This is a genomic window from Stappia sp. 28M-7 (genome assembly GCF_014252955.1).
Lineage (GTDB): Bacteria > Pseudomonadota > Alphaproteobacteria > Rhizobiales > Stappiaceae > Stappia.
The window spans coordinates 3,533,680-3,552,647 of the sequence record NZ_JACMIA010000001.1; the positions used below are offsets into that span (position 1 = coordinate 3,533,680).

Below are 18,968 nucleotides of genomic sequence, written 5' to 3' on the forward strand. Positions count from 1 at the left end.
CCGAATGCTCGAGGCATCGGCGCCCGTCCCGGGTCTCTTCCTGACGTGCGGAGTATTGTAATTTATACGGATGTCATTCTTGGGCCATATGCGGATCGGCAAGCGCCGCGCTCGGCCGGCTGACCGGCACCGACGTGCGGGAGGTACGCCGCGACAGGGCCTCCTCGCCATCGCGCTGCAACAGGCGGCGGAAGGCCGGGTGCATGCCGCCGTCGGAATAGGCCGGCGCGTTGAGGGCAAGACCGCTGGAGATCAGCGACTGCATCGCCACCCGGTCCGCCTCCGACTTGCTCGCCACCGCTTCCGGCACCTTGCTGACCGCCGGGGGGCAGGCCGCAAGCGGGTCCCTCGGCTCGCCGCCCACGAATTCCTTGTCGAAGACATAGCGGCCGCCGCACATGGAGACCTTCGGCGGCTGACGGGTGACCTCGAAAATGTCGTAGCCGGTCTTGAGATTGCTCCAGAACGCGAAATTCCCGTCGTTGCGGTGCCGCGCCATGTTCGCTGGCGTCATGCGGAAGGGAAACACCTGGACCTGGAAAGCGGACTGCCCGCCCTTCAGCGCCTCGCGCACCACCGGGTAGATTTCCTCCACGCCCTCGTCGGTGAGCGCGTAGCAGCCCGAGGACGAACAGGCCCCGTGCACCATCAGCGCGCTGCCGGAATACCCGAGAGCCCGTTCCAGCTTGTTGGGAAAGCCGAGATTGAAGGCCAGATAGTACTGCGAGCGCGGGTTCAGAAGGCCGGCATTGACGTGATAGAAGCCCTCCGGCGCCTGGCGGTCGCCCTGCTTGCGCTTGGGACCCAGCTTTCCGGACCAGCGGCAGATCGGATAGGTCTTGAGCAGGGCGAACCGGCCCGAGCGGTCTTTTTTCCAGACCTCGAGCTCGCTCTCCTGCTTGAAGATTCGCACCACGACGGGCGCGGACGGCGACATCGACTTCTCCGACATCATCGAAAGAAGCTTCGAGGGGATCGGCTTCGAGCCCCTGCCGTCATCGGCATACTCGCTCGTCGCGCAGCCGCTCAACAGGGCTGCGATAACCAGGAAGGCAGCCGCTTTTGCAGGTTTAAACATCATTCGCTTGCCAGGATCTCGTTCGTGCCGCCCCGCCCGCCGACAGATGTCCAGTCTCATCGGTCACGGTTAATGCCAAGTTGCTCGCGCCGCAATTCGCGATTGCGTGAACTTGACGCCGCACCGCCGGCAGGCCCATATCTCTAGAAACTGGAGGTTTGCGATGTACTCTATCGGCGATCTTTCGCGGCAGACCGGCGTCAAGGTGCCGACGATCCGCTATTACGAGCAGATGGGCCTGCTGGAGGCCGCCGGCCGTACCGAAGGCAACCAGCGGCGCTACGACGCGGCGCATCTCGACCGGCTCGCCTTCATCAAGCATGCCCGCGACCTCGGCTTCACACTGGAGGCGGTCCGCGAGCTGATCGACCTCAGCGGCCACCCGGAGCGCCCCTGCACCCACGCCGACGAGATTGCCGCGCGCCAGCTCGACATCGTCCGCGACAAGATCGCGCGGCTGCAGCGGCTGGAAGGCGAACTGGCCCGCATGGTCGGCACCTGTCACGGCGATCACGTCAGGGATTGCTACGTGATCCGCTCGCTGGCCAATCACGAGATGTGCAGCACCGACCATTGACCCCCGGCCCTCCCTGGATATCGCTCGAGGAAAAAACTGCGTTGCAGCCCTTGATCCTCTAGTCGCTAGAGGTCTTATGGTCCTGCTCCTGACCAACAGGAGTTGACGAAATGAGCGCTACCGACCGCCTTGCCCGCTTCCGCGTGGAAGGGATGGATTGCGCCAGCTGCGCTACCAAGATCGACCGCGCTGTCCGCCGCCTGCCGGACATCGCCGATGTCCGCGTGTCGGTGGTCGCCGGCACCATGACCGTGACCCATGGCGAGGCTGCCGATCTCGCCAAGGTCGCCCGCAAGGTCGACAGCCTCGGCTACCGGACCTCGCTGCTCGCCCGCGACGCGGCGGCCGACAAGACGGGCGAGGACGCCAACGACGGGGCCGCCAGCTGCAGCAGTCACGACCACCACGGCCACGACCATCACGGCCACGACCACAAGCACGACCATGGGAGCGACCATGGCCACCATCACGCGCGGATCGACGGCCCGTGGTGGCGCAGCCCCAAGGCGCGCCTGACGATCCTGTGCACCCTGGCGCTGGCCGCGGCCTTCGCTATTGCCCACATCTTCCCCCAGACTGCGTTCTGGAGCTTCACCCTCGCCATGGCGGTGGGTCTGGTACCGATCGCCCGCCGCGCACTTGCCGGTGCACTGAACGGCAGTCCCTTTTCCATCGAGACCCTGATGACGGTGGCTGCGGCCGGTGCCGTCGTCATCGATGCTGCCGAGGAAGCGGCCGTTGTCGTCGTGCTGTTTCTGATCGGCGAGCTGCTGGAGGGCATCGCCACCGGCCGCGCCCGTGCCTCGATCCGCGCCCTTGCCGACCTGATGCCGAAAACCGCCCTTCTGGAACGGAACGGCACGACCGAGACCGTCCCGGCCGACAGCCTTGCCGTCGGGGCTGTGGTGCTGGTGCGTCCCGGCGACCGGGTCCCGGCCGACGGCACCGTCCTGTCGGGTGAAAGCGCCGTCGACGAGGCTCCCGTGACCGGCGAATCCGTGCCAAAGCGCAAGGAGCCCGGCGACACGGTCTTTGCCGGCACGGTGAACCAGGAAGGCGTCCTGCGGGTGGAAGTCACCGCCGCAGCCGCCGACAACACCATCTCCCGCGTCATCGCCCTCGTCGAGGAGGCTCAGGAGTCCAAGGCTCCAACCGAGCGCTTCATCGATCGTTTCTCGCGCTACTACACGCCGGGCGTCATGGTCGTTGCCGCATTGATCGCCGTGCTCCCGCCGCTCGTCGGCGGGGCGGAATGGGCTACATGGATCTATCGCGGCCTTGCGGTCCTGTTGATCGGCTGTCCCTGCGCCCTGGTCATCTCGACCCCGGCCGCCATCGCCGCCGCGCTGTCGGCCGGTGCCCGCCGCGGCCTCCTGATGAAGGGCGGCGCCGTGCTGGAGGGGCTCGGCCACATCGATCATGCCGCTTTCGACAAGACCGGCACGCTCACCGAGGGCAAGCCGCAGGTGACGGATATTGCCGGCATCGGCATGGACGAGCGCGAGGTGCTGCGCCTTGCCGCCGCCCTGGAGGCGGGATCGAGCCATCCGCTGGCCCGCGCCATCCTCGCCCGCGCCGAGCGCGAAGGCATCGCCATCACCCCCGCCTCGGACGCGGCGGCCCTTGGCGGCAAGGGCGTTACCGGCACGCTGGACGGGCGCCGGCTTCTCCTGGCCTCGCCCCGTGCCGCCGCCGAGACCGCCCCGCTCGAGGGCGCTCTGGAGGCACGGGTCGCCGCGCTCAACGACGCCGGCAAGACCGTCTCGCTGCTGCTGGCCGACGGCAAGATCGTCGGCCTCCTCGCCCTGCGCGACGAGCCGCGCGAGGATGCGGTCGAGGGTCTCGCGGCCCTGCGCCGGCTGGGGGCAGAGGCGGTGATGCTGACCGGCGACAACGCCCGCACCGCGAAAGCCATTGGCGGGACGCTCGGCATCGAGGTCCATGCAGAGCTGCTGCCTCAGGACAAGCAGCGGATCGTCGGGGAGATGCGTGCGAAAGGCTATCGGGTCGCCAAGGTCGGCGACGGCATCAACGATGCTCCCGCGCTTGCCGCTGCCGATATCGGCATCGCCATGGGCGGCGGCACCGACGTCGCGCTGGAAACCGCCGACGCGGCAATCCTGCATGGCCGCGTCACCGACGTTGCCGACATGATCGCCCTGTCGCGGGCGACCATGCGCAACATCTGGCAGAACATCACCATCGCGCTCGGCCTGAAGGCCGTCTTCCTGGTGACCACCGTGCTCGGCGTCACCGGCCTGTGGCCAGCGATCCTTGCCGATACAGGCGCCACCGTTCTGGTGACCGCCAACGCGATGCGCCTGCTCGCCTGGCGCGGAATGAAGTGAAGAGGTGCTCCCCGGGGCCTGGCGACAGGTCCCGGGGAGCACATTTCCGCCCTCAGGCCGTGCGCTCGGCCTCAGGCGCGGCAGCGGCTGCCGCCTCTTTCCTCCGCGTCCACCAGTCGCCGAGCAGAAGCAGGATCGGAGCTGCGATGAAGATCGACGAGCTCGTCGCGATCACCACGCCGAACAGCATCGGCAGGGCGAAGTTCTCCACCGCATTGCCGCCCCATATCGCCATCGGCAGCATCGCCAGAAACGTGGTAGCCGAGGTGAAGAGACAGCGGGCCAGCACCTGGTTGATGCTGAGGTCGATAATCGACCTGAGATCCCGCTTCTTCGACATGCGGATGTTCTCGCGCATGCGGTCGTAGACCACCACCTTGTCGTTCACCGAATAGCCGATGATGGTCAAAAGCGCGGCAATCGCCGTCAGGTTGAAGTCCAGCCCGAAGAGGGCGAAGAACCCGACCGTCTTGGTGGTGTCGAGCACCAGTGTCGCGATGGCGCCGATGGCGAAGTTCCACTCGAACCGCCACCAGATGTAGACCAGCATGGCAAGGCTCGCGAGAACCACGGCGATGACGCCGTTGCGCGCGAGCTCGCCGCTGACCTTCGGCCCGACCACTTCCGTCCGCTCGATGCCGATGCCCGGATCGATCCGTTGCAGCGTGTCGCGGACCTCGCTCACCGCACGCGTCTGGGCCGTCTCTCCGCCCTCCTGCCGCTGGATGCGGATCAGCACGTTGTCGCCGATCTGCTGCAGCGACACCTCGCCGAGATCGAGCTTGCCGAGTTCATCGCGCAGGCTCGCCAGACTGACGCTCGCGGGCGTCGATGCCTCCACCTGAATGCCGCCCTTGAAGTCGATGCCATAGTTGAGGCCCGGCTTCATGAACAGGCCGATGGAGGCCAGCGACAACACGATGGAAAGCCCGATGCCGAAGAAACGCGCCTTCATGAACGAGATCGAGGTCCCGTCCGGCACGATGCGGATCAGCGGCTCGACCGAGATGGTCTTGAGCTTTCGCCGGCGCACCCACTCGGTCATCAGGATGCGCACCACCGCAACGGCGGTGAACATCGACACGCAGATGCCGATCATCATGGTGATCGCGAACCCGCGCACCGGTCCCGAGCCGAACAGGAACAACAGACCCGTTGCGATCAGAGAGGTCACGTTGGCATCGACGATGGTGGAATAGGCCCGACCGAAGCCCCGGTCGAGGGCGGCGAAGGCGCTGGCTCCGCCCCTCGCCTCCTCGCGTATGCGCTCGTTGATCAGGATATTGGCATCCACCGCAAGACCGATGCCGAGGATAATGCCGGCTATGCCCGGCAGGGTCAGCGTCGCGCCCAAGAGGCTGAGCAGGCCGACGGTCAGCGCCACGTTGAGGAACAGCGCGAAATTGGCGAAGAGGCCCCAGCCGCCATACAGCGCGACCATGAAGACCACCACCGCCGCAAAGCCGGCAAGGCCGGTGACCACGCCCATCTCGATGACGTCGCCGCCGAGATCCGGGCCGACCGTGCGCTCCTCGATGACGACGAGCGGCACCGGCAGTGCCCCGGCGCGCAGCAGCGCCGACAGCACCACCGTATCCTCGACAGTGAAGGACCCGCTGATCTGGCCGGTCCCGCCGGTGATCGGCTCGCGGATCACCGGGGCGCTCAGCACCTTGCCGTCGAGCACGATGGCGAAGGGCTTGCCGACATTCTGGCTGGTGATGCGCGCGAACTGCCGTGCGCCGGAACTGTCGAAACGGAAGCTGACGAGAGGCTCGCGCGTGCGCTGGTCGAAGCCGGCGCGGGCATCGGTCAGATGATCGCCCCCGAGCGCCACCCTGTCCTCGACCGCAACGCGCCGGCCGGTCTTTTCCTCCGGCAGCAGGCTGACGCCCGCCGGCAACCGCGCGCCCGGGACGACATCCGCCACCATGTGGAAGGACATCTGCGCCGTGGAGCCGAGCAGCTCGCGCAGCCGGGTCGGGTCGTTGAGACCCGGCAGCTGGACCAGGATGCGGTCGGCGCCAACCCGCTGGATCGTCGGCTCGGCAACGCCCACCTGGTCGACGCGCTGGCGGACGATCTCGAGGCTCTGGTCGATCGCCTGGTTCAACCGGTCGCGAAAGCCCGCCTCGCTGAAGCCGAGCCGGATGCGATCTCCCTCGGTCGTCATCTCGATATCGGAGACCTGCGCGCCGAAGCCGCCATTGGCGACCGGCGTTGCCAGATCGCGCAGCTGCTTGGCGATGCCGGCGCGGGCCGACGCATCGGGTACGGAGACCACCACGCCTTCGCCGACCTGGCGCACGGTGCCTGCTACCCGCTCCTTGCGCAGCAGCGCCCTCGCCTCAGCGACAAGGCTCTTGAGCCGGTCGGCCTTGAGCGCATCGGCATCGACCTCGAGGACGAGATGCGACCCGCCTCGCAGGTCGAGGCCGAGCGTGACCTGTTGTTTGGGGAACCAGCCCGGCATCCGGTCCAGCTGGGCGGGTGTGAACACGTTGGGCAATGCGGCAAGCAGCCCGAAGAGAATGATGAGAGTGTAGGTCACAAGGACCCATCGGGACGTTTTCATTGTCTGATCCGAAGCAAAAGATATCGGGCGGGCGCCCACGGGACGCCCGGCAGGAACCGGCTTGGAAAGCCGGACGATCAGACAGAAAGGGGTGGTCCCCGCGCCCGCGCACAAAGCGGACCGGACGCGCACGCGGCCTCCCGCCCCGTCGCATTGACGGACAAGAGGCGCTGCGTGGGCAGATCGACGGGATTGCCGGCAAGCTGGTCGTGCGGATCGGGGCCCGCCGATGTGTTCAGGCCCTGGCGACGCAGGCTCGCCTGGAGCTGGTGGCGTGCCCGGTCGCGGTCGAGGATCGCACGGGGCGTCGTCGCTCCGCTGCCCGGACGGCTTTCGCCGCTGGCCTGCGAGGAAGCTGCCGGACCATCTCCAGGCACAGCTCCGCCCCCCGCCGCCGCCAGCAGAAGCAGCAGCGCAGGCAGCAGCAGCCAGGGCAAAACGCCCGCAGAGGCGGCGCGGTTACGCCGCCAGACGATCCGAAAGCGGTTCATGTGGTGCCGACAGGCCCGCTGAGGGCCTTAGCCCGCGGCCGCCGGCAACACGATTTCGGCAACGCCGGAAACCGTCAGGATCACGCCGCCCATGAGAAGCGCGGTGATCGCCAGCGCCATGACCGAGGCCATGCCCGGCTGGGCGGCAAGAACGGCGAACATGCCCTTCTCGCGGGGGGTGCTGTAGACGATGGAAAAGATTGCGGCCACGAAAATGGCCAGCCCAACGGTGATCTGCATGGGAAGTCTCCGCGTCGGCACGCCGGCATCCTGATGCGGCACGTGCCCTGAAATCGTTCGGCCGCCCGAAGGCGGCATCGACAGGTTTCAGGCGGAAACGGGAGGCGCGCGCGGAGCATGCGCTGCCCCGGTGCGGCCCGGTAGAGCCGCGCAGCAGGCAATCAGCGGCAAGCCGCCCGCCGCCACGATTTCGGCGGGCATCGGCATCGCCATGACGACGGCGTCGTCCTGATCGCTGCCGGAAGGAGACGGCGCCGGGAGGGCTCGCTGGCGGATGTCGTGATCCAGCTTCGGCAGCACGGCCGAGGTGGCCGCTCCGCTGTCGCTGGTCAGAACCGGCTGGGCGAGTTTCGGCGTCGGATAGCGCGCGCCGTAGGGAACGGCGGCGGCAAACGCAAAAAGCACCGCCAGGAACGCGATGATCCATCGCTCCAGGCGGAGCGGGCGTCTGGCATCCGTTCCGTTTGTCGTCATCGGCAAAGTCTACACGAGCGCCGGGCAAAAGACGACGGGAATAGTGGCCAGGCTCAGCCCGCCCCCTCCGGCAGGACGGTGGCGACGATGGACGCATCGAGCGCTTCGTACTCGGCAAGCCCGATGGTCTGGTAGAGCTCTGCCCGGCTCTGCATCTCACCCAGCATCGCTTGTGTCGAGCCGTCGCGCGCCAGCACCGTGTAGAGCTTCTCCTGCGCCTTGTTGGCAACGCGCAGCGAGGACACCGGCCAGATCACCATCCGGTAGCCCATCTCCTCGAACTCGCTCGCCGTGAAGAAGGGCGTGCGGCCGAATTCCGTCATGTTGGCCAGCAGCGGCACGCCGGGCATGCGGGCGGCGAACTCGCGGAACATCTCGGCCGTCGTCAGCGCCTCGGGGAAGATCGCATCGGCACCTGCCTCCATGTAGAGCTTCGCCCGTGCGACCGCGCCGTCGATGCCCTCGCTCGCGGCCGCATCCGTCCGCGCGACGATGTAGAGATGCCGCCGTGCCCTCGCCGCCGCCGCGACCTTCGCCGCCATGTCTCTCGCATCGGCGAGCTTCTTGTCGTTGAGATGCCCGCACTTCTTCGGCAGCAGCTGGTCCTCCAGATGCACGGCGCCGGCGCCGGCATCCTCGAACGTGCGCACCATGTGCATGACGTTGAGCGCCTCGCCATAGCCGGTATCCCCGTCGACGAGCAGCGGAAGACCGGCCGCGCGGGTGATCTGGCGGATGAAGAAGGCAACCTCGTCCACCGTGATGATGCCGAGATCGGGAATGCCCATCGAGGCGGTCATCGCCGCCCCGGAAAGATACAGCCCCTTGAAGCCTGCCGCCTTCGCCTGCAGCGCCGCCATGCCGTTATGGGCGCCCGGCAGCCGGGCGATGCCGCCCTGCTCCACCAGCGTGCGAAAACGCTCCCCGGCGGGACTGTCGGGCAGATGGCTGGAAACGAGATAGGGCATCGGCTTTCCTCGTGCGGACCTGCGGTGCCCTCGTCATGATGGCACCGCTCTCCCGACCGAAATAGCCTGCCGGCGAGGCTCTGTCAGCCCCGCCCGCCCCTTCCCGCCATATCTCCTCGGCAAGCCGGATGCGTCCTTGCCCCGGCCCAGTTCGCGGATCAGAACGTCACGCGCCAGTTGGCAGCCAACCATGCGCTGGCGCCTTCGCCCTTGGTGGTGGCGTTGCCCATCACCGACAGCGTCGATCCAGACACATCGACCTCGAAGCCCGCACCGGCGCGCAGCCAGTCTTGCCGGTACTTGGCCGCGCCCAGGTTGAACGCCCCCAGGCCCACCACCTGCCCGGTGACGTTCGACCCGCTGCTCTCGAAGCGGTGGACGCCCTCCAGCGTGCCGATAAGGCGGAACTGCTCCATGAGCGGATAGCGGGCATCGAAGCCGTAGCGGACTTCGGTGCTGGCATCGCACAGGCTGTTGAACGCCGCCGGGAAGGCGCCGCCCGCCTCCGTATAGGCGCCGAGGCAGGTGCGGGCATAGGAGAGTTCGCCATAGGGAGACACATGCGGAAACAGGTTTTCCCACTGGAGACGACCGCGAATGCCGTAGCCTTCCACATCCGTCTTGCCGGTGGACGTGTTGACCACACCGCCGGAAAGGTAGTTGCGGGCGATATCGGCATTGCCCCAAAGGCCCGTGCCGGTCATCACGGCCCACAGACCGCTGTTCTCGTCGCCCGTGATCTGGCCAAGGGCCTCCAGCTTGACGTAGCCGGCGCGCACCTCGCTCGAGCCGCCCAGCACCGTCGTCTGCTCGGCGCCGGTATAGCCGGCGACACCGTTCAGCTGCACCGGGCCGAAATTGTAGCCGACGCCGATCTCGCCGAGCCCGAGGCTGCCGTCGCGGCTGCCATGATCGTCGCGGCCCCAGTCGCCGCCCGCCCACATCGTGAACTTGCCGTCCGGCGCGCGGCGGTCGAGCGGACGCGACCCGGCGCCGTTGACGATCACGCCCATGGACTTGACGGACATGGTGTTGGTGGCGCCGGCGGAGCCGAGGCTGCTTCCCAGCGCCTGCAACGTGATGATGCCGGTGCCGCCAGTTCCTCCGGTACCGCCTGCGCCGCCAGTTCCGCCCGTGCCGCCGGTTCCGCCGGTTCCACCCGTGCCGCCGGTTCCACCAGTGCCACCGGTGCCACCAGTCCCGCCCGTCCCGCCGGTACCGCCTGTCCCGCCAGTTCCGCCAGTTCCGCCGGTGCCAGTGGGACCTGTGCCGGTGCCGCGGGCGATATAGACCTCGTCATCGCGCGTCAGGCCGATGACGATCGAGCCGTCCTCGTTGGTTGCTTCGGCGGTCATGGTGATGTCTGACCGGTTCGGTTCGCTGGGGAGACTGCTCACGATCGTCGCGCCGCTGTTCCGCAGCCAGTCCTCGACGGTCAACATCCCGTCGCCTTCGGTCCAACGGAAGCCATGGCCGGTGCTGCCGCTGGAGATATTGCCGACGATGACCTCACCGTTGCCGGAGACCGCCTGCGCCCAGGACAGGACGCTGGACGCGCCGTCCAGGCCGCCCAGCGAGAAAATCTCGCCATCGACCCAGCGGACCGCCTGCGCCGCATATCCCTCTACGGAGTGGCCGACGATCACCCGCCCGTCCCAGGAAACGCCGGTCGCGCCGGAGATGTTGGAGCGCGCCGTGCTGTCGGTCAGCGTCGGCAGGGCCACCATACCCGTCCCCTCGGTCCAGCGGAACGCCCGGAACCGGTCGTCGCTCGACAGAGCCGAGCCGACGATCACCGAGCCGTCATAGGAGGTTGCCGTCGCCTGGTCATTGCCGTACGTATCGCGGCCGTCGAGCCAGCCGAGGCTCTGCATGCCGCCGCTTTCGGTCCAGCGGAAGGCCTCGCCGCCGGTTGCGCCGACATATCCGACGACGACATTGCCGTCGCCGGAAACGGCCGTCGCCTCGGAGAACGGGTTGGTGTTGCCCTCCAGCGAACCGAGCGGCTGGAAGCCGCCTGCAGACGTCCAGCGATAGGCGCGCAGGCCGAACTCGCCGCCGGACACGCCGGGCGCCGCCCGGCCGACGATGACGCCGCCATCGGCGGAAATGCCGTTGGCGTTGTAATTCTGGCTCCCGTTCAGCGGCCGGGCGACCGACGGATCGCCGACCGGCCTCACGCCGTCCTGGCCGGTCCAGACGAAACCGCTGGTGATGCTGTTTCCGTAGCTGCGATACACCGTGCCGACGAAGGTGCCGCCATCGGCCGTCATGCCGCCGATGCGGGCCGGGTCGGTCAATCCGGGGCTGTAGCCGGGCTCGTCCGGGTCGCCGTAGAACAGGCGGATCACATGCGCGGGGCTCAGCAGATTGATATCGGCAACTTCCTGTGCGGAAAGCGGATACGCTGCCAGAAGCGACAGGGACGCCAGTGCAGTCGACTGAAAAAGTCCCTTGTATTTCTCAACCCTCATTGACAACGTACCCTCTCACTCACGCCATTCCATTGAAGAAATTCCCGACAACCTAGTGGAACAGGCGACGGCACGGCATCACCTGAACAGGTGAGCGACACGTGCTCGCCTCGCCTGATACGTCTTTGCGCGGAGACGCAAACCAGGTGCTCAAGAGACTGACCCCCTTCACGGTGCTGGCCGTCACGGCGACAGCCGGACTGATCGCCGCAACCCTCGTGCTGGTCACGGTGCTGAACCAGCCCTGGCTCGGCGTGGGGCTTTCGGCCGACGCGCAGTCCGGCCTCGTGCGGGTCGCCACGGTCGCGCCCGGCGGTCCCGCAACCGCCCTGCCCGCCGGCGTTCCGCTTGCGGCGGTCGGCGGCATCCCGATCGAGGCGGGCGATCTGGTCGAGGAGCCCGATGTTGCGGAAAGCTACGCCGCGCTGGAGCGGTTCTTCGACCGGCAAGGCGCCCTCCATGCCGCTCTCGCAGGCGGCAGCGTGATACTCGAGACCGGCGGGCCATCGGGACTGCAGGTCGAGGTGACACCGATAGCCGGCCGGCCGCTGTCCAGCCTTCCGCCGACCGTCTGGGTGCAGCTTGTCACCGGTCTCGTCAGCGTGATCGTCGGCGCCTGGGTCTGGAGCCTGCGCCGCAACGAGCTTTCGGCCGCCCTCTTGGCGCTGGCCGGGCTTGCCATCCTCGTCTCCGCCTTTCCCGCCGCGGTCTATTCCTCGCGCGAGATCGCCATGCCGGGCGGGCTCTTCCGTGTGCTGTCGGCCACCAATCATTTCGGCGCGCTGGCATTCGGCGTCGCCATGGTGGCGCTCTTCCTGTCCTATCCGCGCCGCCTCGTCCCCGCTTCCCTGCTCTGGCTGCTGCCGGCCGTCTACGGCGCGATCTGGGCACTGGACACGATCTGGATCGGGTTTCCGGGTCCGGCCGAAGGCCACCACCTGCCCACCGTGACCCTCATGGCCGGCATCCTGCTCGGCGCGCTGCTCCAGTACCGGGCCAGCCGCGACGATCCGGCCGCGCGCGCGGCGATCCGCTGGTTCGCCCTGTCGGTCGGCCTGTGCGCGGGCACCTTCGTCACCGTCGTGCTGATGCCGAACCTGTTCGGGATGCAGCCGACCATCTCGCAAGGCTATGCGTTCATCCTGTTCGGCATGCTGTTTCTGGGCGTTGCCGCCGGCGTTGCCCGCTACCGTCTGTTCGAACTGGAAGGCTGGGCCTTCTCCGTCCTTTCCTATTTCGGCGCGGTTCTGCTGCTGGTGGTCTTCGATGCCCTGCTGATCTCCTTCGTTGCGATCGACCGCCCCGAGGCCTTCGCCGTGTCGCTGCTCGGCGTGGCGCTCCTCTATCTGCCGTTCCGCGACTGGCTGGCGCGGCGGCTGATCAAGCGGCGGGAGATCGACCGGGAGGAGCTGTTCACCCGGATCATCGACGTGGCCCTGACCACGGACGCCTCCCGCGAAAGCCGCTGGCGGGAGGTCCTGCGCGACGCCTTCACCCCGCTGCAGATGTCCGCCGTCTCGGCCCCTGCGCCCGAAAAGCCCGCAATCTCCGAGGACGGCCTGTCGTTGCTGCTGCCCGGCCTGCCGGGCCTTGCCCCGCTCAAGCTGTCGCATGCGCATTCGGGCCGGCGACTGTTCAGCCCACAGGACCGGCGGTTTGCCGGCGAGCTCTACGCCATGCTCGCCCACGCCATCGCCAGCCGCGATGCGCACGAAAAGGGCGCTGCAGAAGAGCGGGTCCGCATCGCCCGCGACATGCACGACAACATGGGCGCGCAGCTGCTTTCCGCGCTCCACAGCGAGCGGCGCGAGCGCAAGGACACCTTGATCCGCGAGACGATCTCGGACCTGCGCGACATCGTCAACAACGCTGCGCGGGGCGGCAAGACGGCCTCGGACCTGCTCGCCGACCTCAAGGTCGAGGCGCTGGAGCGCCTGGCCGCCGCCGACATCCGGCTCGACTGGCAGGACACCTGCGAGGACGGCGAGCGGACGCTCGCCCCCAATGTCGCCTATTCCCTCCGCTCCGTGCTGCGCGAGATCATCAGCAACACGATCCGGCATTCCGGTGCCGACGCGATGCGGGTACGGATCGACATAAGCGACGGCCTGCTTCATTTGCAGGCGAGCGACGACGGCAGCGGCCTTTCCGAGGGCGTTCAGGGGAAGGGCAATGGCCTGTCCAACCTTGAGGCTCGGCTGCTGGCGCTCAAGGGCACGCTCTCCCTGGAGGATGCGGGGCCGGGCCTGACCGTGCGTGCCAGCTTCCCGCTCGGCGGAGGTGACGCGAAATGACCCGGATCCTGATTGTCGAGGACCTGGCGGAAGCGCGCAAATGGCTGCAAGGCGTCGCGCAGGAAGCCTTCCCCGGCCCGCATGAGATCGACGCCAGGACCACCTTGCAGGATGGCCTGGCGGCCGCGGCCCGGCACGAATACGACGTCGCGCTCATCGACCTGCGCCTGCCGGACGGGTCGGGCATCGAGGTGCTGCGCGCCTTGCGCCAGCGCAATTCCAGGACGCTCTGCGTCGTCACCACCGCCATGGCGGACGACGTCCATATCGTTGCCGCCCTGTCGGCCGGGGCCAACGGCTACCTGCTCAAGGAACAGCCCTCGGGCATGATCGTGCGTCAGCTGTCGCAGCTCGCCGACGGCATTCCCGCCCTGTCGCCGGCCATCGCCCGCCGCATCATGGAGCATTTCCAGCTGACCGGCCCGGCTGCGGAACCCGAGGAGAGCCTGACCGAGCGCGAGAAGGAAGTCCTCGCCCTGATCGGCCGCGGCATGCGCAATGTCGACGTCTCCGAGCAGCTGTCCCTGTCGGGCAATACGGTGGCGACGCATATCAAGTCGATCTACCGCAAGCTCGGCATCTCCTCCCGCGCCGAAGCGTCCTGGCACGCGGCGATGCTGGGCCTTGCCCCCGGCAAGACGGACACGCCCGACACGCAGGCGCCAAGCGGGGCAACCGAGGGCACGGCCGAATAGCTGCGGTCCCGGTCTCGGGGCGGGAGGGAAACCGGGCTGGCTTTGGTTAAAGGTTCGGAAACCGCGTCGGTCGTATTCCTTGGTCCGCTCGCCTGAACAAGGGTTCCCTCCAGATGCCGCTCTTCTCCAGTAGAAATCATGACCTGATCGAGGCTATCGGTCGGTCTCAGGCCATGATTCATTTCAGGCCCGACGGAACCATTATCGACGCCAACGAAAATTTCCTTTCGCTGATGGGGTATTCGCTCGGCGAAATAGAAAACAAGCACCACCGTATGTTCGTGGACGCAGCTTATGCTGCGAGCGAAGCGTATCGTTCCTTCTGGAAAGAGCTCGCCAGCGGGGAATTCAAGTCCGACGAATTCATGCGCGTGACCAGCAGCGGCGCTCAGGTCTGGATACAGGCGACATACAACCCGGTGTTCGACGGCAAGGGCGAGGTCTACCGCATCGTCAAGATCGCGACCGATATCACGGCCGCCAAATTGAAGAGCTCGGATGCGCAGGGGCAGCTGGCGGCAATCAACCGCTCGCAAGCCGTCATTCACTTCGACCTCGACGGAACCATTCTGGAAGCCAACGACAATTTCCTGAAGGCGGTCGGCTACACGCTCGACGAAATCAAGGGCCGGCACCACTCGATTTTCGTCGCGTCCGACGAGCGCGAAACGCAGGAATACAAGGCGTTCTGGAAGCAACTCGGCGCCGGGCGCTTCATGGCGGGCGAGTTCAAGCGGATGACCCGGGACGGCGATGAGATCTGGATCCACGCCACCTACAACCCGATCCTCGACGCGGCCGGCCGGCCTTTCAAGGTGGTGAAATTCGCATCCGACATCACGGCCGAAAAGCGCAAGAACGCCGAACATGAAGGCCTGATCGCAGCAATCGGCCGCAGCCAGGCGGTGATCTCGTTCAGCAAGGACGGCATCATCCTGGATGCCAACGAGAACTTCCTGAAGGCGGTCGGCTATCGCCTCGACGAAATCAAGGGCAAGCATCACCGCATGTTTGTCGAGGAAAAGTATGCCCAGTCCGAGCAATATGCCGAGTTCTGGCAGACCCTCGCCGGGGGCAAGCACTTGTCGGCGATCTATCAACGCTTCAACAAGGCGGGAAATCCGATCTGGTTGCAGGCAAATTACAATCCGATCTTCGACGCCTCCGGAAACATCATGAAGGTGACGAAGTTCGCGACCGACATCACCCAGAACATGACGGCGCGACAGGCGGCCATCGAGGCAGCCGAGGAAACACTGAACACGGTAGGGCAGACGGCGCATTCCGCGCAGCATGTGAACTCGTCCGCGCAGGGCATTTCCCGCGGCATGGAGAAAGCCCGCACGGCCGTCGAGGCCATGCACGGGCGTTCCGAGATTGCCGAGCGGTCGACCGAAAAACTTCGCTTGGCCGCTGCCTCCATGGACGGCGTGGTGCAGCTCATTTCCAAGGTCGCGGACCAGATCAACCTGTTGTCCCTGAACGCGACCATCGAGGCCGCCCGGGCGGGCGAAGCCGGCCGCGGCTTTGCAGTCGTCGCCAACGAGGTCAAGACGCTCGCAAACCAGACCTCCCAGGCAACGACGCGGATCTTCTCCGAAATCGCTGAAATGCAATCGGTCGCAGGTGCGGTGGACGAGGCCTTGAAGTCCATCCGCAGTTCGATCTCCGACGTGCAGGACCTCGTTCTGTCGACCACCAATGCGACCGAACAGCAATGCGTGTCCACCGACGAAATCAGCGTCCGTCTCCAGTCGGCGTCCACCAGCGTCGCCTCCGTGTGCGAAAGCCTCGACAAGTGGGTGATCGGCATGGAGAACCGCCGCCGCGACGAGCGCAAGCGCGTCCACCGGGATTGCCTGATCGGCGGCATCAACGGGGAGAAGATCCGCGGCTCCCTGCGCGACATCTCGGACTCCGGCGCGAGGATCTACGTCGCCGATGGCTCGGCGATCCCCGATCAGGTCGTCGTGGAACTGGAAGACAAGAGCGTGAAGCGCGGCACGGTCGTGCGCCGCAACGGGCGGGAGCTCGGCGTCGAATTCCGCACTGAAGCGGCCACCTTCGCAGCCTAGGTCGCGGCACGGGGAAGCAGAATCACAAGGCCGCGGCCCGGGCTCTTGCCTCGCTTCCCTTTGCGCGGCGAAGCGGGTTTCGCGTGAGCGAAAAGATGGTGGACGTGCTCGGCGAGACGTCAAACTAGGTGTTCGCTGAACTCGCCGAATGGGAAGCGCTCTTGAACGACACGTCGCGGGCAAAGCGGCCCGGTCCGCCGACATCTCCTCCGACACCTTGAGCGAAGTGCCGACATGTCCACGAAGACGCGTATGGCTGGCCCTGACAGGGCCAGGCCGAAGACCACACCCTTTTCCATCTCGCTCACCAAAGACGAGAAGCGTATCCGGCGGCTGGTGCGCCTGATGGGGCTCATGCCGACCTACCGCAGGCCCAACACCAGCAGGCCGGCGAAAGGACACAAGACCTGTCCCTATCTGCAGGCAGGTCTGCGGGTGGATCGTCCGAACCAAGTCTGGTGCTAGGACATCACCTGTCTGCCAATGTGGCGCGGGTTCCTCTACCTGTTGGCGATCATGGACTGCGCACTCGAAAGGTCTTGGCTTGGCGCATCTCGATTACGCTGGAGGCCGACTTCTGTCTCGACGCGTTGAACGAGGCCGTCCACAAGTTCGGGCCGCCGGAGATCATGAATACCGATCAAGGATCACAGTTCACGTCCTTCGCCTGGACCGACAGTCTGCGCCGGAGCGGTGTGCAGATCTCGATGGACGGCAAGGGGCGGTTCATCGACAACATCTTCAGCGAGAGGCTGTGACGAACCCCGAAATACGAGAGCGTCTACCTGCGCGCCTGGGAGACAGGATCGGAAACGAAGATGACCAGCCGGAAATGGATGACCTTTTACTAACAAGCAGCGCTCTCACTCAGCCCCGATCAGCAAGTGCCACGAGTAGCTTGAATTACGCCAGATCCCGTTCAAAGGATCGGGAGTAGGCCACCCTCTACAGCAATGACACACCGCGCCTGTGAGGCGACAAAGACCGGCAGGCTTCTCTATCCGGTGGAAAGCGCGGAGGGAGCGCCCTCAGGGGATTTCGCCGCCTGCCGATACTCCTGTTGCAACAGGCGCTTCAGCAGCTTGCCATTGGGCTCACGTGGCAGACGGAGGCGGAAATCCACCGTTCGCGGACACTTGATGGGGGACAACCGCATCCGGCAAAAGGCGATCAACTCTTCAGCCAGCGCCGGTGACGGCTGCGCTCCGTCCACGAGTTCGACGACCGCTTTCACCTCTTCTCCGAAGTCGGCGTTGGGCACGCCGAACACTGCCGCGTCGGCCACCGCCGGGTGCGTGACAAGAATGTTCTCGGTCTCCTGAGGATAGATGTTCACACCGCCGGAGATGATTACAAAGGACTTGCGGTCAGTCAGGTAGAGATAGCCGTCTGCATCGACCCGCCCGATATCGCCCAGCGTCGTCCAGCCCAGACGATTGCGTGCCTTGCGGGTCTTGTCCGGATCGTTGTGATACTCGAAGGGAACGCCGTTGGCGAAGTAGACCTCGCCTTCGCAACCGGGCGGCAGTTCTTCCCCCTCGTCATCGCAGATGTGTAGCCTGCCCAGCTTGGCACGTCCCACCGACCCGGGATGGGCCAGCCATTCTCCGGTATCGAGAGCGCAGAAACCATTGTTCTCCGTGCCCGCGTAATATTCCATCAGGATCGGCCCCCACCAGTCGATCATCTGCCGCTTGACCTCGATGGGGCAGGGAGCGGCGGCATGGACCGCCATCTGCAGGGAAGACAGATCGTAGCGGCGGCGCACCTCGTCCGGCAGCTTCAGCATCCGCACGAACATCGTCGGCACCCACTGGCTGTGCGTAATCCGATGCGCCTCGATGAGAGCCAGGGCTTCTTCCGCGTCGAACTTCGGCATGATGACCGCCGATCCGCCGCGCTTCAGCGTCGTCATGGTGTGTCGCAACGGCGCGGCATGGTAGAGCGGCGCCGGATTGAGGTAACGGGTCTGCGCGCCATAGCCGAACAGATCGCACAGAAGCTCGATCAGGAAGGTCATCCGGCCGGGAGGCTGCGCCGGCAGCGGCCATTTCACGCCCTTGGGTCGGCCCGTGGTCCCCGACGAATACAACATGTCGAGCCCTTGAGCCGGATCGGCAATCTCATGCGTGGGCATGTCCCGGCACATATCGTCCCAGCAGGCTGCGCCCACGCAGGGCTCACCCACCATATAGATCGGGACCTCCGGCGGCAGCTGGGCACGCAGCATGCTGGCGACCTCGGCAAATCGCCCGGAGGTGATCACCAGCTTCGCGCCGCAATCGCGCGCGATGTAGAGCACTTCGTCTGCGGAAAGCTGGGTGCTGGCCGTCGTGTAGTAGAGCCCCGACCGATCGGCAGCGAAACAGGTTTCCAGAAACTCGCGGCGATTCTCCATCAGGATGAGAATGTGGTCGCCGACGACAAGACCCTGCGCGCGCAGAAGATGCGCCCCCTGGTTGGACCGCCGGTCGAGTTCTGCGAAGGTAACGGTCTCTCCCGTGTCCGCCATGACATAGGCGAGCCGGTCCGGGTCGCGCCTGGCAACCTGATCGATGTACAACATGTTCGTGCTTTCGCTGGCTGGAGCCCGTCGGCCGGTCACACCCGGCTGGGATCTTTCTCGATAGACGGAGGCCGCTCGGCGGCCGGACCTGGAGCGCGCCGACTTTTCATGGA

14 protein-coding genes are annotated in these 18,968 nt (G+C 66.3%); 6 read left to right on the forward strand and 8 right to left on the reverse strand.

The window, feature by feature from the left end:
* Positions 1-73: 73 nt before the first annotated feature.
* On the reverse strand, positions 74-1,081 hold the full coding sequence (locus H7H34_RS15815; RefSeq protein WP_371811407.1) for a L,D-transpeptidase family protein: 1,008 nt from the start codon (positions 1,079-1,081) through the stop codon (positions 74-76).
* A 160-nt stretch (positions 1,082-1,241) separates the two neighbouring features.
* On the opposite strand from H7H34_RS15815, the gene H7H34_RS15820 reads away from it, so the two are divergent.
* Both H7H34_RS15820 and H7H34_RS15825 read left to right on the forward strand, forming a co-directional pair.
* Positions 1,242-1,655 (forward strand): MerR family transcriptional regulator, encoded by a 414-nt coding sequence (locus H7H34_RS15820; protein WP_185925741.1) that lies wholly within the window; start codon positions 1,242-1,244, stop codon positions 1,653-1,655.
* A gap of 110 nt (positions 1,656-1,765) precedes the next feature.
* Positions 1,766-4,003, forward strand: coding sequence for a heavy metal translocating P-type ATPase (locus tag H7H34_RS15825; protein ID WP_185925742.1), 2,238 nt, complete (start codon positions 1,766-1,768; stop codon positions 4,001-4,003).
* Positions 4,004-4,055: 52 nt separating this feature from the next.
* Here the strand turns inward: H7H34_RS15825 and secD are convergent, their stop codons facing one another.
* The 6 genes from secD to H7H34_RS15855 all read right to left on the reverse strand — a co-directional run bounded on the left by secD (position 4,056) and on the right by H7H34_RS15855 (position 11,225).
* Entirely contained in the window at positions 4,056-6,578 is a 2,523-nt protein-coding gene (gene secD, locus H7H34_RS15830) for a protein translocase subunit SecD (protein ID WP_185925743.1), read from the reverse strand.
* 77 nt (positions 6,579-6,655) lie between these two features.
* Positions 6,656-7,069: a hypothetical protein gene (locus H7H34_RS15835; RefSeq protein WP_185925744.1), complete on the reverse strand. Its 414-nt coding sequence runs from the start codon at positions 7,067-7,069 to the stop codon at positions 6,656-6,658.
* A 27-nt stretch (positions 7,070-7,096) separates the two neighbouring features.
* Positions 7,097-7,309 (reverse strand): hypothetical protein, encoded by a 213-nt coding sequence (locus H7H34_RS15840; protein ID WP_120267095.1) that lies wholly within the window; start codon positions 7,307-7,309, stop codon positions 7,097-7,099.
* Between the two features lie 87 nt (positions 7,310-7,396).
* Positions 7,397-7,783 (reverse strand): hypothetical protein, encoded by a 387-nt coding sequence (locus H7H34_RS15845; protein ID WP_120267094.1) that lies wholly within the window; start codon positions 7,781-7,783, stop codon positions 7,397-7,399.
* Positions 7,784-7,836: 53 nt separating this feature from the next.
* Positions 7,837-8,751, reverse strand: a complete 915-nt coding sequence (gene prpB / locus H7H34_RS15850; protein ID WP_185925745.1) for a methylisocitrate lyase — start codon at positions 8,749-8,751, stop codon at positions 7,837-7,839.
* A gap of 158 nt (positions 8,752-8,909) precedes the next feature.
* Entirely contained in the window at positions 8,910-11,225 is a 2,316-nt protein-coding gene (locus H7H34_RS15855; RefSeq protein WP_185925746.1) for an autotransporter domain-containing protein, read from the reverse strand.
* Between the two features lie 146 nt (positions 11,226-11,371).
* Between H7H34_RS15855 and H7H34_RS15860 the strand changes: the two genes are divergently transcribed.
* From H7H34_RS15860 to H7H34_RS15875, 4 genes are all read left to right on the forward strand, one after another.
* Positions 11,372-13,519: a sensor histidine kinase gene (locus H7H34_RS15860; RefSeq protein ID WP_185925747.1), complete on the forward strand. Its 2,148-nt coding sequence runs from the start codon at positions 11,372-11,374 to the stop codon at positions 13,517-13,519.
* Complete coding sequence (locus H7H34_RS15865; protein WP_185925748.1) at positions 13,516-14,214, forward strand: response regulator; 699 nt, start codon at positions 13,516-13,518, stop codon at positions 14,212-14,214. The genes H7H34_RS15860 and H7H34_RS15865 overlap by 4 nt, the downstream gene beginning before the upstream one ends.
* A gap of 113 nt (positions 14,215-14,327) precedes the next feature.
* A complete protein-coding gene (locus tag H7H34_RS15870) occupies positions 14,328-16,289 on the forward strand; it encodes a PAS domain S-box protein (protein WP_185925749.1) in 1,962 nt (653 codons plus the stop codon).
* Between the two features lie 539 nt (positions 16,290-16,828).
* Complete coding sequence (locus tag H7H34_RS15875; RefSeq protein ID WP_185925750.1) at positions 16,829-17,047, forward strand: DDE-type integrase/transposase/recombinase; 219 nt, start codon at positions 16,829-16,831, stop codon at positions 17,045-17,047.
* Positions 17,048-17,286: 239 nt separating this feature from the next.
* On the opposite strand, the gene H7H34_RS15880 is transcribed toward H7H34_RS15875, so the two are convergent.
* A complete protein-coding gene (locus tag H7H34_RS15880; protein WP_185925751.1) occupies positions 17,287-18,855 on the reverse strand; it encodes an acyl-CoA synthetase in 1,569 nt (522 codons plus the stop codon).
* Between the last annotated feature and the right edge of the window lie 113 nt (positions 18,856-18,968).